The organism is Streptomyces noursei ATCC 11455, assembly GCF_001704275.1.
Classification (GTDB): Bacteria; Actinomycetota; Actinomycetes; order Streptomycetales; family Streptomycetaceae; genus Streptomyces; species Streptomyces noursei.
In genome coordinates, this window is record NZ_CP011533.1 from 1,071,247 (window position 1) to 1,085,968 (window position 14,722).

The following is a 14,722-nucleotide window of genomic DNA, read 5'->3' on the forward strand; positions in this document are numbered from 1 at the left end:
AAAAATAGGCACTATGACCGACTACTCCCTGCCCATCCCGTTTGCTCGCCTGCGTGCCGCCCTCGACGTCGCGCTACGGAACGCCGAAGCACAGCACGGCGAAGCCATCGCACTGTCCGAGGACTACTTCTGGTCCATCCCCCAGGAAGAGCTCTACGACGCTGGCCGCCAGCCGACGGAACTCACCCTCGGCTCGCTCGCCCACTCCTGGGAGTCGGTGGAGAAACTGCCTGACGAGCCGGACGAGGCCCTGGACTGCCACCTCGTCTGGCTGTCCGAGATCCTGCGCGCCATCGGCCATGCACCCCAGAGCTGATCCCGCCCCCACCGAACCACGCCCCCTTCGCCCGCCATATGGGAGACTCACCTTGTGATTATCGAACACTCGTACGCACATGTGGCCTCGTATGCCCGAGATGAGTGGCCCTGGTCCGTTCCCTGTGTGCGCGGGCTGATGACGGAAGGGCTGCGGTTCACCGCGCCTGTGACCTTCCTCGTCGGCGAGAACGGTTCGGGCAAGTCGACCCTGATCGAGGCCCTCGCAGAGGGATTCGGCCTGGACTCGTGGGGCGGCTCGCACGACTGGCGTTACGCCAGTCACCGCCCCAAGTCGGTGCTGGGCGAGCGGATCCGTTTCGACGCGACTCCGCGCGGACGGCGCATGCTGGGCAGTTGGGCCGCCCGCAAGGGCTTCTTCCTGCGCGCCGAGACGGCGCTGGACGCCCTGGACCGAGAGGGGTTCGCGCCGGAGTCGGTCAGTCACGGAGAGGGCTTCCTCGCCGCGTTCCGAGGCAAGTTCCTCCAGCCGGGCCTGTACGTGATGGACGAGCCCGAAGCCGCGCTGTCGTTCGCTTCCTGCCTGGAACTGCTCGGACACCTCGACCAGTTGGTGAAGAACGGCGGTCAGGTCATCTGCGCCACCCACTCGCCCCTGCTGACCGCGCTGCCTGGCGCGGACATCATCGAGGTCGGCGAGCACGGCATGCGCCGGCTTGCCTGGCACGAACTCACCCTGGTCGACCACTGGCGTCGCTATCTCGCCGACCCGCAGTCCTATCTGCGCCACATCCTCGACTGAGACGACAGCCGAGGGCGCAAGCTCCACCGCACGACGCGTCATCGTCCGCAGCGAACCGGCACAGCACTGCGCCATGCCAACCTCGCGTCGACAGGACGGCCCCATACGGCCTCAGACGGCCTCATGCCGCGGCGGGTGACTGGCTGCGATCCTTCGATCCCGGGGACCGCTTCGCGCATAGGCCCGACGGACACCGGCCCGAGCGTGCTGCGCGCCGTGCTCGGCGCGTGCCGCCATGGACACAGCCGGCCCTTGAGCTCCTCGGCCGCGTGGACCGGACCCTCGTAGACGTACCCGCGTTCCCGCCCGCAGCAGGTGCACGACGCAATCCTGCATGGCCGGCTTCTCCCAGGCGAGCAGCCAGGTTGCGCTTGGCCTCGGGCCACTCGTCGGCGAGGATCGAGAAGTACACCGTGTCCCGCCAGGTACCGTCCGGGCGTCGGTAGTGGCGGCGGAGTACGCCTTCGCGGCGCCCCCCGATACGTTCGATCGCGGCCTGGGAGCGGTGATTGAGATGGTCGGTCTTCAACTGCACGCGTCCCATGCCCAGGTCTTCGAAGGCGTGGGTGAGCAGGAGCAGCTTCGACTCGGTGTTGACGGCGGTACGCCAGTATGCGCGCCCGTACCACGTCCAGCCGATCTCCAGTCGTTCGTCGTCCACGTCGATGTCCATGTACGTGGTCCAGCCGATAGCCTTGTCGGTGGCGCGGTGGATGACCACAAAGGGAACGTAGACGCCCTGCTCGGCGGCCTCAAGCACACTGGCGAGCTTGTCGCCCAGCTCCGCCTGTGTCTGTGGCACCGGCCCGCCCAGCCACCGCGGCCCCGGCCGCACCCGTAACCGATTCACGCAGGAACCGCTCCCGCTCCTCTTCCGGCACGGACGACCCGTCCTCGGCCGGAGCAGACCCGGCTGGTCGGTGACGTGGTCAAGACGCGCGGACGTCACCTTTGTGTACCCGGTCACCCCAGCGGGCAACGCCGAGCGTGACGCCGAGGTCATCCGTACGATCGTGCGGCGCACGATCGTGATGAGCTGGGACGACCCGGCCAAGGTCATCACCGAACCGGGCACGATGTCCCTCACATCGCACGCGGTCGACATGACCAACGGCGGCTGCTCCGCCCCGACCGGCTACTTCGTGCCGCCCTTCGGCACGGCCAAGGAACAGCCCGCCGACGAGGCCCACCAGATCGATCCGTACGACCGCAGCAAGCCGATCGACACGGGTAACGGCACCACGGCCACGGGCAACGACTGCGCGACCGCCACCCGCTCCTGAGGGCGTCCCGCAAAGGGCGGTCAGCGCCAGTGGAACTACGAACGCATGAGCTGGCGCCTGGCTCAGGATGATGCGGCTGAACCGTTGAGAGCGGCAGCGAAACCAGCCAGGGGCGCTCGCGCATCAGGGCGTCGCCGAAGTCGACGAACGGTAGGGGCGGGAGGCCGAGGACGGGGCCGATCCACCTGTTCGCATCGCTCATCCAGGCGCTGGCCCAGCACAGCTCGAACCCGAGGGCCAGCAGAGCCTGACCGTGGGCAGGGTTGAGCCATACCGTCTCCGGTCGGACCGTCCGACGAGTGAGCGGTCCGAAGCGGAAACGCTGATCACCGTCGCCGCGGCGACCAGCGCCAGATCCCCCACCTCGCAGGTCCCGATCGCCAGCTGGGTGGCATCGTTGAAGACGTAGACACCGGGCCGCAACTCGTTCACCGCGCCCGGCTGCCACTGCCCCACCGTTGGAGTTGATCCGCCGCTGACCACACGGATGTCGAGCCCAAGGTCCTGCAGCGCCTGTGCGGCCTCGCCCAGCATGCGCTCCTCGTCCCGTGCGACGCGCTCGCGTGCCTGCGCGTCGTGACCATAGCCGTGTCCCGGGAACGTGAACACGCCGACGACATCCAGTCCCGCGTCGGCGGCCGCCTTCCCGACCTCACCAGCAGCGTGAGGCTGCACTCCCGTCCGGTGGCTCCCGCTGTCGACCTCGACGAGCACCTCGACCGGCCGGGCACTGCCGTGCAGGGCATTCCCCAGCCGCCACCGACAGCCCGCGCCCGCCGCCCGAAGCTGACGGTCGGCGATCGGCGCGCACCAGTGGCTCTTGGCGTGCGGCCGCAGGGCGGACCCTTGAGACCGCGAAGCCTCAGCCATCCGCGAAAAGTTTCTGTCCAGCACATCCGGATCGACCACGAGCGCCGGCGTCACCAGCCCATCGGGCAGCGGTATCGCCATCTCTTGCCTCCCACCATGGAACACGTCGAGATGATCAAGACAGGTCGGTGGACCATGGCCGCGCGGCCATCACCCCGGGCCACACCGAACCAATCGAGGCGACCTCCAACACGAACAGAGAGCGAGGAATCTGGCTGCTCGGCGATTGCCCGCAAGTCGGGCTCGCTGCGGCTCCACTTCTCGCTCCTCGGCCAGCCAGCAACCGGCCGGCCGCCGTTTCTCAGTCAGGGGCGAGCGTAGGTGGTGGCAACTCGCATGCGGGCGTGGAGCGTGCGCAGCGTTCCACCGAGGAGTTCTGTCGGGGAGGGCAGGATGTTGAGTGTGACGGTGCGCCGGGTGATGTCCGCCCCCTGCCGCTCGATGCCGCCGAGCAGATGCTGTTTGGCGACCAACGAGGGGTAGAGCAGGAGTTGTTCCTCCGGGTCGGCGTGGCGCAGCGCGTCCTGAGCGATGTCGAGCACCGTGCGGGCCTGTCGGCATGCATGGGTGACAAAGGCGCGCACGGCAGGGGTTTGGTGTCCGGATTCCAGGTCGGCGCGGGTGACGCCGAAACGCGTCAGGGTGGTGTGGGGAAAGTGGAGTCGGCCGACGCGTAGATCCGCGGCCAAATCAGCCAGGTCGTCCACGCGTTGGGCTGCGTCGGCCACAAGCCCCAGCAAGGAGTGGCTGACCCGATTCGTGGCACCGGGTCGGCGCGAGCTGCAGATGAGAGTGAGGTATGGCACGGCGACGCTGTCGAGGCAGCGGTAGTAGTCCTCGTCGGTGGCGAAGCCTACAAAGGAGAGGTTCCTGGCCTGTCCTGCGAGGTAGTCACGGACGTGGGCATGGGGGACGCCGTTGACCGCAACGGTGTGCAAGAAGGCACGCAGCAGCGAGTGCGTGGAGGATCCGGTGGTCAAGCCATGCTCGGTCTGTTCGGCCCAGACATGGAAGCCTCCGCTGTGGCGGCGGGTCGGGGGGAGGTCGGCCAAGTCGTCGGTTCGTCCTGCGAAGGCGAAAGCAGCGAGGAGATGGGGCTGCCATGCAGGAGGCAGGACCGTGCGCAGTGCTGGGTAGGTGAACGGTTCCATGCGGGCCATGTAGTGCGCCGCGGTGGTGTAGTCAGCGCGCAGCCGTTCGTCGTCTACACCGCCGGCATGCAGAGTGCGGCTCCAGAGCATCATCGGTGACGGCTCCCTCCTCGGTTCGATCCTCCGGATGACTCCGGCCCCCTTGGGGTAACCCCTATCCGAAACCCCACAAATACATGCAATACACACGAGGAGGATGGATGGAGACACAGAGCGCGGCACGTCATATCGCGTGCATCATGGACGGAAACGGCCGCTGGGCACAGCAGCGCGGGCTACCGCGAACCTTCGGACACAAGGCCGCCGAGCACGCCATCGAAACGGTGATCAGAACGGCCCTGGAGGAAGGGATCCCGTGGCTGACCCTGTTCGCCTTCTCCACCGAGAACTGGTCGCGCCCACAGGAAGAGATCGACAGCCTCCTGGACACCGGCTGCCAGATCCTGCGCAGAAGAGTTCATGACTGGCACCGTGCCGGCATCCGAGTCCGTGGCATGGGCGAAGAGACCCCCCGCATCCCCGACGCCCTGCGTCAAGAACTCCAGTACGCCCAGCAACTGACGCAGCACAACCGCACGATGACCCTCACGGTGGCCGTGAACCACGGCGGCCGCAGTGAGATCGTGTGCGCGGCACGCACTCTTATCGAAGAGCGGGTACCGGCCGAGGAGGTGACCGAGGAGAGCTTCGCCCAGCACCTGCAGAACCCCGACATGCCGGATGTCGACCTCGTGATCCGCACCTCCGGCGAGTACCGGTTGTCCAACTTCGCGCTGTGGCGGTGCGCCTATGCCGAGTTCGTCTTCCCCGAGGTCCAGTGGCCCGACTTCCGCGCCGAGCACTTCCGACAGGCCCTTGAGCTGTACGCCCAACGGCGCCGCCGGTTCGGTGGTGCCACCGCGTCAATCCCCCATCCCCGTTCCGCCCAGCCCCAGCCGCCGGTCGGCCTCACGGGCTCGCTGCCTTCCCTCTCCAACGTCTTGAGCCTCCCTGGCGGCATCGCCACCCGGCTCGGCGGGCACCTACTGTCCGGCTTGTACGACACAGCCCGGTACGCCAAATCCCAGCTCGAAGTCCGTTCCGAGCCGCGGATGTGACCTGCCGGCTGCGCCGATGCGAGGCCATCACCCACGGCGGTGGCAGGTAAAAGCCCCCTCCGCACCGACACGTCAGACGGCCTTCAGCGCAGGCAACCGCCCACGACCAGCACGAGTACGAGAGCACCGCCCCACACCAGGCTCGTTGACCTGCGCAATCGAAGGTGAAAAACGCTCATCGAACACCGCGAGGAGATTCGGTAGCGCACGGCCGCTGCGTGCCCAACCGTCGGACACAAAGCGGCCGCTGCATGGGCTACGCGCCCACACTCAGCATGCGGGTGCCGCCTTGCGGAGGGCAGTGATACAGGTAGCGATGGCCTGCTGGAGCTCTTCCAGCCGCTGGACCATGTCGTCCTCGTAGATGTCATCGGCGTCGTCGAAGGTCAGCTCCTCAAACACCTTCGTCGCCTTCTGCAGACTGCTGTAGAACTTGGTGCGGCGTTCCTGGACGCGCAGTTCGGGGTCGGCCTCGACGGCCTGCACCACGAGGCCCTTGACCGTGTCGTACGCCTCGGTGACCCACTCACCGGCCTCCTCGTCATCGTCCAGTTCATCGAGGAGGGACAGGTGCCGCTCGGCCTCCGCACGGAGTTCGACGGGGGCGTCGATGGTCTGTCCGGCCGGGGTTTTGACCTGACCGTTCTCCGCGATCTGGCGCACGTATCCGATACGGTCGGCCGCCCGGCTCTCGGTGGCCACCGCCTTCTTCAGCCCGTCGGTCCGGAGGACGTCGCGGGCCAGCTCGGCCTGCAGGGCCGGGTCCTCCTTGAGCCGGTCCAGCAGCGCGGCCCGGGCGGCCTTGGCGGTGGAGGGGTCGGCGAGGATCGCGGCACGCAGCGCGGTGGGGTTCTCCGCGACCTCCAGGGCCTTGGTCGGCCGGATCCCCTCGGCCTCGGCCGCAGCAGTGATCGCGGTACCGCGTACGGATGTGGCGCTGTTGCGGGAGCTGTAGTAGGAGAGCCACATATCGGCATCCGGCAGCTCGATGTCCTCACCGGGGGCCAGCGCCTCGAACTGCGGGACGACACCGTCGTCGGCGGCCATGTCCCACGCCTTGTAGAACCGCATCACGCGCTCCGGCGAACACCCGGCCAGCTCGGCGAACTCCTTCGCGGAGACCTTCGGCGTCTCCCCCGCAGCCTGTCCGCCGGGCCGCACGCTGCGCGCGACCTTCAGCGCGAAAGCCCAGCCGCCGGTCCGCGCGTACGCCCCGAACTCGCGGGCATCCCGCACGACCAGGTCGTCCACGGGACCCGCCGCGACGTCCTCATCGGACGACGCCCTCTCGTCCCAGAAACTCTCTTCTCCCGACGTCTCGTCGACAGGCGGGACGGCCGGTTCGGACCCAGTGGTCGCTACGGTCACAGGGAACTCCCCAGATCAATGCGGTGGCAACAGACGGAGCGAGCAGCCTATATGAACCTGTTCATGCGGTTCGTGCGCTCCCGTTGAGGTGATGGGCGTGCGGCCGACGGTTTCCCGGCCGGCCACAGCGATCGCCAAGCGGCGGCCCGCTGCACACGACGTCGGCTGGAGTCTCCCTACTTCAGGTGTGCCCGCGAAGCGACAGCAACGACGGTCGTCCTGTCGAGCGTGGTGATCGCACACGGAGGCACTTCCTCGTTCGTTCAGCAAGCCGGCGTCAACGCGCGCCGCCAGCCGGTGTGCGCAGAAGGTTCACGGTGACGCCGCCGCGGGTGACCGCTGCTACCGGCCCCCGTTCCGCGGCCGGGTCGCTCAAGCACGAGAGGAATCGAGCATCAGCAAACGCTGTGCGGCGTCCAGCATTTACATGCCGTTGTGGACGACGAACAGGGCGTCGTGTGCGCCGCACCTCATCACCCTGCCGCTCACATTGGCCTTCGTGAGCCAGCCGCCGCTCGTCCGGCGATCTCCATAACCTTACGCACGCACCTCTATAGAGTAATGTTCCAATTTGTACCGGAATTTACAGATCTTAGAGTGGGCAGCAGTAATGAAACCGAGCCCCCACCGCGCCGGCACCGCCGAGGCCCCGCCGCTCCCCCAGCTGGCCCGCACGCTCGTCGTGATGGCCTATGCACTGCTAGCCACCGGCGTCGCGACGGACATCGCGAGCAACCCCCAATCCACGATCTCCCCCGCGCTCGCCACCGCCCCAGTGCTCGCCGGGATCGGCACCCGACGCGCCCGCGTGCCACTGACGGCCGGCACCCTAGCCATGGTGTTCGTCGCCTGGCTCGCCAGGGCCGACCCAGGCGTGCCGTTCGCCGTCCATCTGACCTCCGGGATCACGGTGCTGGCGATCACCTGCATCAGCACCGCGAACGTCGTGCTCGTCGCGACCCGGGAGCGCGAGCTGCTGCAATCGCGTTCGGTCGCCGAGGCCGCGCAGCTCGCGCTACTGCGCCCGGCGCCGGAGCGGACCGGCCGGCTGCGGGTGGCGGTGCGATACCTGGCAGCCGCAGCGGACGCCCGAGTGGGCGGCGACCTGTACGAGGTGCTGACAACCCCATTCGGAACCCGGCTGATCATCGGCGACGTCCGAGGCAAGGGACTTGCAGCCGTCGAAACGGCGGCCGACGTGCTGGGCACCTTTCGCGAGGCAGCCCAGGTCGAGCCGGATCTCGCGCTGGTGGCACAGCGATTGGACGGCACGGTGCGGCGACGCGGCCACACCGAGGAGTTCGTAACGGCGGCCCTGGTAGCAGTGGCGGACTCCGGGAACCTGGCTGAGCTGGTCGACTGCGGGCACCTGCCCCCGCTGCTGCTGCATGCGGGAACGGTGACGGCGATCGAGCCAGGTCTCCTGGTCCCCGACCCTCCGCTGGGCCTGTGCGAGCTGACCGGGAGCACCTACCATCGCCGGGAGTTCATCCTCGGGCGCGGCGGCATGCTGCTGCTGTACACGGACGGGGCGACAGAGGCACGGGATGCGCAGGGCCGGTTCTATCCACTGGAGGAGCGGCTGCCCTCGATGCCAGAGTCGTCCCCGGAGGCGCTACTGGACCGGCTGGTGACCGATCTGCTCCGCTACGCGGGCGGTGAACTGTCCGACGACGCGGCTCTACTGGCCGTCCACTGCGAGAAGTGACCGTTGGACATCTCTTACCTAGCCCCTCGCACGCATTGCGGCATCACCTGCGTTTCTCACCGTGCTCCTCGCGGACATCCTCCAAGAGCTGCCGGACCTGAAGGGCACCGGCTATGACCAGCAGCAGCTCGATCAGCTTCTGGACGACACGGAACTGCCTGCACCGATCGAGCTTCCCGGCGATGACGCCGGTACGGGGGCTGTGGCCTCAGTCGACTCTCTCCAGTGGGGATACCTGCAGTGGGTCCAGCCTGCATGCATACCGGGGCATGACGGTCAGCGACGTCCGCGGCCTCGCCGGAGGCGTTCATCAGCGAGGTGGTCCACCAGCCGCCGGACTGGAACTCGCCGTACCCGGCCTTCCAGGGCGCCGGGGCGGTCAGGGCCTCGTACCGCATCCGCTCGATCAACTGGCCGTCCAGCCGGTCCAGCTGGGCGACCTGCCCGGACAGAGCCGCGGTCGGCTGCGCCTCCTGCATGGTGTCCCTCTCGATCTCCCGACCCGGGCAGGACTCGGGGCGTGCGGATAGGGGAAAGCGCCGCGTCCGGCCGCAGAGCCCTTGCGGCATCGCCGGGGGAGCCGTCCGGTGTTCAAGGCCCCTGGGCCGGATGCGGTGCCGTCATCAGAGTGGTCCGGCGGCGTTGTCGCAGGTAGTGAGAGGTAATCGCCCCCAGTGGGCGGTGCGGTCGCCCGCTGAGGGCGGTGGGCCCGCCCTCGAAGAAGGGTTTGACCGCATGCCAGGGCAGGCAGGCAGTCGTTGGTCACCACCAGCGGCGCAACCAGCGCCGCTGTGCCCCGGGGAGGCAGACGGTGATAGCCCAGAAATCCGAGCAAGCCACAGCGGTCCACGACGTCTCGTGCGGGAAGGCTCTGCGGGAACGTGCCCTGGGCCGAGCCGGATCCCCGAACCCCGTGCCGCCCGAGCTGATCTCCGAGATCGCCGCATAGGTCGAGGACCACTGCGGCCACCGGCGCCTCAAATGCCACCGTCTGGCGAGGGGATGGACCGTCCCCCAGGCCGTCGCCGCCGCCCACCAAGCCGTCGAAGACGAGCACCTGCGCAAGGGCGGGATGTCCGAACGGTCCTGGAAGGACTGGGAGGCGGGTGGCCTGCCCAGCCCCGACCATCAGGACCTGCCGTGCCGTCTGTTCGCCACCAGCGCTGTCGAGTTGGACTTCGCCCGCGACTGTTCACCCACCCTCGCGGCGGAGGAGAAAGCTCCGCTTTGGAGCGGGGACGGGCCGGATGGAACACTTTTTGCAAGGGACGCGGCCTGCGCGGATGCCGGTTCGCGGACCTTCACGGAGGTGGGGGCAACGAAGCGTCGCGACGCGGTCAAACTCGTCGGGCCGGCCATGGCCGCCCCAGCCACCGCTGTGCAAATCCCGGAACAGGCTGCCGCCGAGGCTATGGAATTCACCCAGCAGGCAGCGGCGACATCGCTCGGCTCGGGAACCCTGGACCACCTCGACCTCGCCCTCACCGAGTTCAACCGCGCGTACTCGCTCAAGCCGCCCAAGGGGACACCCATCGGCTCCTGCCGCCCCGCTCACCCCGCCGCTTCGGCCCGGACGTGATGTCTCAGGAGACGACGGCTTCGCGCTCCCCGGATCGCTGGCCGGGCAGGACGGTCGGTTCCGCCTCGGACTCGGTGGCGAGCGCGAGGTCGGAATCCGTCAGGCCGGCGCGATCGGCCTGGACGCCGGCGCGCACCGCCCAGAAGTAGAAGCCCAGGGCCGACACACCGACCAGGGCGATGTCCACACCGCCCGGCAGCACACCGTTGCCGCCGAACTCCTTGCCGCCCAGGGCCGACAGCGTCGAGAGCCACAGCAGGAACCCGATCATCCACCAGGCGGCGGCGAACTGCCGGGACAGGTTCCGCTCGCCTCGGCGACGCAACACCAGGGCCGCGATCGGTACGGACACCAGGACGAGCAGGGTCACCTTGCCGGTGTTGGGCCACTTCGACCAGTACAGGGCGCATGCCGCGAAGGCGAAGGTGATCGGGCAGAGCACCGCGGCGGCCGGCAGGCGGAACGGGCGCGGCAGATCCGGCTTGGTCCGGCGCAGGACGCCCACCGCGATCGGGCCGATCAGGTACGAGACGACCATGGCTGCCGAGACGACACTGGCCAGGGCTTCCCAACTGTGGCCGATGGTGAGCAGCAGGAGCACGGAGAAGCCGAGGTTGAGCCACATCGCGGGGCGGGCGGTGCCGTAGCGGGGGTGCACCTCGGCGATCTTCTTGGGGAAGAAGCCTGTCTCGGCCAGGTTCTGCGCCAGGTACGAGGCAGAGGCCACGTTGGCGATGTTGGCACCGCACGGCGAGATGAAGGCGCCGAACTGGACCAGGGTGGCGACCCAGTGCAGCATCAGGAGCTTGGCCAGGTCGGCGAAGGGGGAGGCGAAGTTGATCCCATGCCACCCGCCTGCCGCGGCGAGCTTCTCCGGCGGGACCGAGCCGAGGAAGCCGACCTGCAGCGCGAGGTAGATCACCAGTCCCAGGGAGAGCGCGCCGACCAGGGCGAGCGGGATGGCGCGGCCGGGGTTACGGGCGGCACCGCCGAGGTTGACGACGGCCTGGAAGCCGTTGAACGCGAAGACGACGCCCGAGGTGGTGACGGCCGTCATCACGGCGGACCAGCCGTTGGGCGCGAAGCCGCCGTGGCCGGTGAAGTTGCCGGGGTGGAAGCCGGAGGCGATCAGCGCGGCGACGACGAGTACCGGGATGGCGAACTTCACCAGGGTCAGCACCGTATTGGCCCGGGCCAGCAGCGCGACCGACCAGTAGCAGGCGAACCACAGGACGAAGGTCAGGAACAGGGCCATCGCCATGCCGGAGGCCGTGAGGCTGCCGTCGGAGACCAGCCCCCTGGCCCAGTCGTAATTCCAGGAGGACATGTACTGGGTGCCCGCGATGGACTCGATCGGGATCAGGGACGCGACCCCGATCCACACCGCCCAGCCACTGACGAAACCGAGCACCGGGCCGTGGGAGATCGATCCAAAGCGCGCCATGGCGCCGGGCAGCGGGTAGGCGGCCCCGACCTCGGCGTACGACATGGCGATCATGCCGATGAAGACGGCCCCGATGACCCAGGCGACCAGCGCCGCGGGGCCTGCGACCTGTGCGGCCTGACCGGCCCCGAAGAGCCAGCCGGAGCCGAAAATGGACCCCAGCCCGATCATGATCAAGGCGAAAAGGCTGAGGTTCTTTGTGCTGGCCGCGCTCATGTCCATGGCGGACTGTGTCCGTTCTGCCGTGCGAAGAGATCCGGACACACCCTAAGTGAACTTTTTGCTCATTCTTTCATCCGCTCGGTCTCCGGCTACCGATCACAGTCCTGGTGGGGGAGGTCACCGTCCGGCTGCGCGTGGGGTCGTCCGGCCCGCTTCGGGGCGGCCGGAATCAGCCGATCCGTCTCAACGAGCCGAGTCGACGCAGGCCATCGGGAGAAGGCTCAGCGCCCAGCCGACGAGCGGTCGTCTCGACGAAGCCAGTCACCCCTGGTCGGCAGCCCGCAGTCGACTGGCGTCGGTGAGACCAGACACTCACTGCGAGGCGGCCGGCGGGGTGGCGCGGATCGACCGGTGACCGCGTCACGCTCCGTCGGCCTGCCCATTGACCTACCCCTCCATATGTCCCTCATGTCCCTCATGTCCCTCCGCGCGTGCCTGTCCATCGGCTCCGCCGCGGCCGTCGGGGCGGCCTTCGTCGCTGACTGGTTCCTCGACCGGGAAGAAGATCGGGCTCATCAGGTGGGGCCTGCGGCCTGGCGCCGGCCCGTTGCCCGCGCGTGACGCGAAGGAATGACGCAACTCATCGATCATTTCGGCGAGTTCGTCAGGGCTGAGCCAGTAGACGCCCTGTCGGTAGCCCACGGAGTCGGCGAACGGCGCGGCTCCTGGCCTGTCGAGGTAGGCGTTGAACTCGGCGAGCAAGACGGCCATGGCGGCGGCGAACCCGCGGCGGTGGTCGTCCAGGGACATCGACGCTCCCGCCTCGGGGGTGATCGCCATCCGGTCCCGGCGAAGCCGGTAGCGCCGCTCCACCGCGCCACGCACCCGTTGCTCGCCCGCCACCTCCAGCACCCCGCCCTCGGCCAGCAGACCGACGTGTCGGTACACGGTGGACTTGGGGACGTCGTGCAGTACCGCGCACAACTCAACGGCCGAGCAGGTCCGCCCGCCGGACATGGCGTGGGTGATGCGCAGTCGCACCGGGTGCAGCAGCAGGTCGAGGGTGTCCACTCCCTAATGCTCCCATAGCTGGTACCGTTCCCAAAGTTGAGAACTCATGAAGGGGGCATGGGAACATGACAGCGAACACGGACGCCTCGCCGGCTTCGAACCGGTTGAGCAACGAGGCGATGCATCCGCTGCGCACGCTGGACCCGGACGGGCCGCAGGACGATCTGACCTGGCTGGACGAGGCGATCGGCGACGCGAGGGTGGTGGCGATCGGCGAGAACGCCCACTACAACCACGAGTCCTACCTCTTGCGTCACCGCCTGATGCGCTACCTGGTCGAGCGGCACGGGTTCGGCGCCTACGCGATGGAGTCGGGATTCGTCGAGGGCCGGCTGACCGACGACTGGGTCCGCGGCGGCCAGGGGCAGCCCGGCCACGTCATGGCCAACGGCATCACATCGCTGATGGGACTGTGGACCGAGATGCGGGACCATCTGGAGTGGATGCGCGGGCACAACCTCACCGCCGCTCGACCGGTCGGCTTCTACGGCATCGACCTGTCCGGGTCGAACGTGTCCGTGCTGCCCGGTCTGGACACCGCCATCGCCTACCTCGCGCAGGCGGACCCCGACTTCGAGGTGGACCCGAGCATCCGGGAAACCGCAGCCGCCTTCGCGGTGCCCTCCGCTTTCTCCCTCGCCCAGGCCGTTGCCGCCTACGGACAGCTCGCACCCGCGCGTCGGGACGCGTTGACGGCGGGCTTGGCCGAGCTCACCGGGCGCATGGAGGGACGCAGCCTGCACTACCGGGGACGGACCACTGCCGGCGCCTACGATCGCGCGCTGCGCGCGTTGCGCCTGGCAGTCGTCATCGACGCCAATGCCCGCGCCATGGCCCGAGGCGACCGGGACAGCCTGTTCGCCAACCGTGACGCCGCCATCGCGGACACCGTCGAATGGATCCTGCGTCGGGAGGACCGGATCATACTGGTCGCCCACAACGGCCACGTCCAGCGCTGGCCGGCCCTGTGGCCCGGCATGACGTCGGCGGCCGCCATGGGCATGCACCTGGCCGATCGGATCGGCGAGGACTACCTCGCCATCGGCATCACCAACGGCACCGGACAGACCCTCAGCACAGGAGCCGACTTCTACACCGGCAAGCTCTTCACCGACCTGCAGCCACCCCGGCCCGGCAGCCTGGATGCGCTCATGGCCGCCAGCAGTGACGAGCCCTTCGCCACCGACCTGCGCCGACTGTCCCCCGCCGACACCGCCGCCGTCCGGGCCAGCTCCCAGCAGCGTCTGGGCACTCTCTACTCCGATGTGCGGCCCCTGGACGCCTACGACGTCATCATCCACCTCCCCCACGTCACCGCGGCCCAACCCGACGACGAGGCCCTCGCCAACTCACCACACGACGTGCAGGAGGCGTTCGCCCAGTGGAAGTCACAATGACCAGGGCCGGCCAGAACGCCGCGCCAGGCCCCACCTACTGAGGCCACGCTCTGCCGGCCCATCCCACCTTGTCCGTTCACGTCGACCTCGACATCCCTGACCGGTCTCCGGTCTCCGGTCTCCGGCGGCAGAATCAATCGAACAGGGAGCTACCGAAGCCGAGCGGATCCACGCCGAACAGTCCCAAACGAAACAGCCCGGAACCGAACTCGTCGAACAGGCCGGGGCCATCCCCATCGGAGCCCCCCTGGTCGCCATTGCTCCGTTCGCCGTCACCCCCATCGACGCTCCCCGGGCCAACGCCGCCCGAGCCCCCACCATCGCCGTCACCACGGCACTGATCGCACCCGTCATGCCGACGACCGTCAACCCGCTCGCCGCCGTCCCCCGCGCCGCCGTCCCCCGCGGCGACACCGCCAGAGCCAACACCACCAGAGCCGACGCCGCCCGAGCCGAACCCATCGCCGTCACCACGGCACTGATCGCACCCGTCGTGCCGTCGACCGTCAACGCG

General features: G+C 68.5%; 11 protein-coding genes and 2 pseudogenes. 7 read left to right on the forward strand and 6 right to left on the reverse strand.

The window, feature by feature from the left end; all coding sequences use genetic code 11:
* Positions 1-13: 13 nt before the first annotated feature.
* Positions 14-316, forward strand: coding sequence for a hypothetical protein (locus tag SNOUR_RS04275; protein ID WP_067343999.1), 303 nt, complete (start codon positions 14-16; stop codon positions 314-316).
* Positions 317-370: 54 nt separating this feature from the next.
* A complete protein-coding gene (locus SNOUR_RS04280) occupies positions 371-1,078 on the forward strand; it encodes an AAA family ATPase (RefSeq protein ID WP_067344001.1) in 708 nt (235 codons plus the stop codon).
* Between the two features lie 349 nt (positions 1,079-1,427).
* Here SNOUR_RS04280 and SNOUR_RS04285 read toward each other — a convergent pair.
* A pseudogene (locus SNOUR_RS04285) lies at positions 1,428-1,898 on the reverse strand (GNAT family N-acetyltransferase); the annotation flags it as partial.
* A gap of 100 nt (positions 1,899-1,998) precedes the next feature.
* Here SNOUR_RS04285 and SNOUR_RS45220 point away from each other — a divergent pair.
* A complete protein-coding gene (locus tag SNOUR_RS45220; protein ID WP_162494985.1) occupies positions 1,999-2,361 on the forward strand; it encodes a hypothetical protein in 363 nt (120 codons plus the stop codon).
* Positions 2,362-2,772: 411 nt separating this feature from the next.
* Here SNOUR_RS45220 and SNOUR_RS04295 read toward each other — a convergent pair.
* Together SNOUR_RS04295 and SNOUR_RS04300 are read right to left on the reverse strand one after the other, a co-directional pair.
* A pseudogene (locus SNOUR_RS04295) lies at positions 2,773-3,312 on the reverse strand (alanine racemase); the annotation flags it as partial.
* Between the two features lie 224 nt (positions 3,313-3,536).
* A complete protein-coding gene (locus tag SNOUR_RS04300) occupies positions 3,537-4,475 on the reverse strand; it encodes a squalene/phytoene synthase family protein (RefSeq protein ID WP_067344004.1) in 939 nt (312 codons plus the stop codon).
* Between the two features lie 107 nt (positions 4,476-4,582).
* Here SNOUR_RS04300 and uppS point away from each other — a divergent pair, with 107 nt between their 5' ends.
* Positions 4,583-5,479: a polyprenyl diphosphate synthase gene (uppS, locus tag SNOUR_RS04305; protein ID WP_174717840.1), complete on the forward strand. Its 897-nt coding sequence runs from the start codon at positions 4,583-4,585 to the stop codon at positions 5,477-5,479.
* Positions 5,480-5,749: 270 nt separating this feature from the next.
* On the opposite strand, the gene SNOUR_RS04310 is transcribed toward uppS, so the two are convergent.
* Entirely contained in the window at positions 5,750-6,847 is a 1,098-nt protein-coding gene (locus tag SNOUR_RS04310; RefSeq protein WP_067344007.1) for a hypothetical protein, read from the reverse strand.
* 610 nt (positions 6,848-7,457) lie between these two features.
* Between SNOUR_RS04310 and SNOUR_RS04315 the strand changes: the two genes are divergently transcribed.
* Both SNOUR_RS04315 and SNOUR_RS47975 read left to right on the forward strand, forming a co-directional pair.
* Positions 7,458-8,555, forward strand: a complete 1,098-nt coding sequence (locus SNOUR_RS04315) for a PP2C family protein-serine/threonine phosphatase (RefSeq protein ID WP_067344009.1) — start codon at positions 7,458-7,460, stop codon at positions 8,553-8,555.
* 1,072 nt (positions 8,556-9,627) lie between these two features.
* On the forward strand, positions 9,628-10,134 hold the full coding sequence (locus SNOUR_RS47975; protein ID WP_067344010.1) for a hypothetical protein: 507 nt from the start codon (positions 9,628-9,630) through the stop codon (positions 10,132-10,134).
* Positions 10,135-10,138: 4 nt separating this feature from the next.
* On the opposite strand, the gene SNOUR_RS04325 is transcribed toward SNOUR_RS47975, so the two are convergent.
* Positions 10,139-11,800 (reverse strand): APC family permease, encoded by a 1,662-nt coding sequence (locus SNOUR_RS04325; protein ID WP_067344012.1) that lies wholly within the window; start codon positions 11,798-11,800, stop codon positions 10,139-10,141.
* A gap of 387 nt (positions 11,801-12,187) precedes the next feature.
* Positions 12,188-12,811 (reverse strand): helix-turn-helix domain-containing protein, encoded by a 624-nt coding sequence (locus tag SNOUR_RS04330; protein WP_079142189.1) that lies wholly within the window; start codon positions 12,809-12,811, stop codon positions 12,188-12,190.
* A gap of 65 nt (positions 12,812-12,876) precedes the next feature.
* Here SNOUR_RS04330 and SNOUR_RS04335 point away from each other — a divergent pair, with 65 nt between their 5' ends.
* Complete coding sequence (locus SNOUR_RS04335) at positions 12,877-14,208, forward strand: erythromycin esterase family protein (RefSeq protein ID WP_067344014.1); 1,332 nt, start codon at positions 12,877-12,879, stop codon at positions 14,206-14,208.
* Positions 14,209-14,722: the final 514 nt, after the last annotated feature.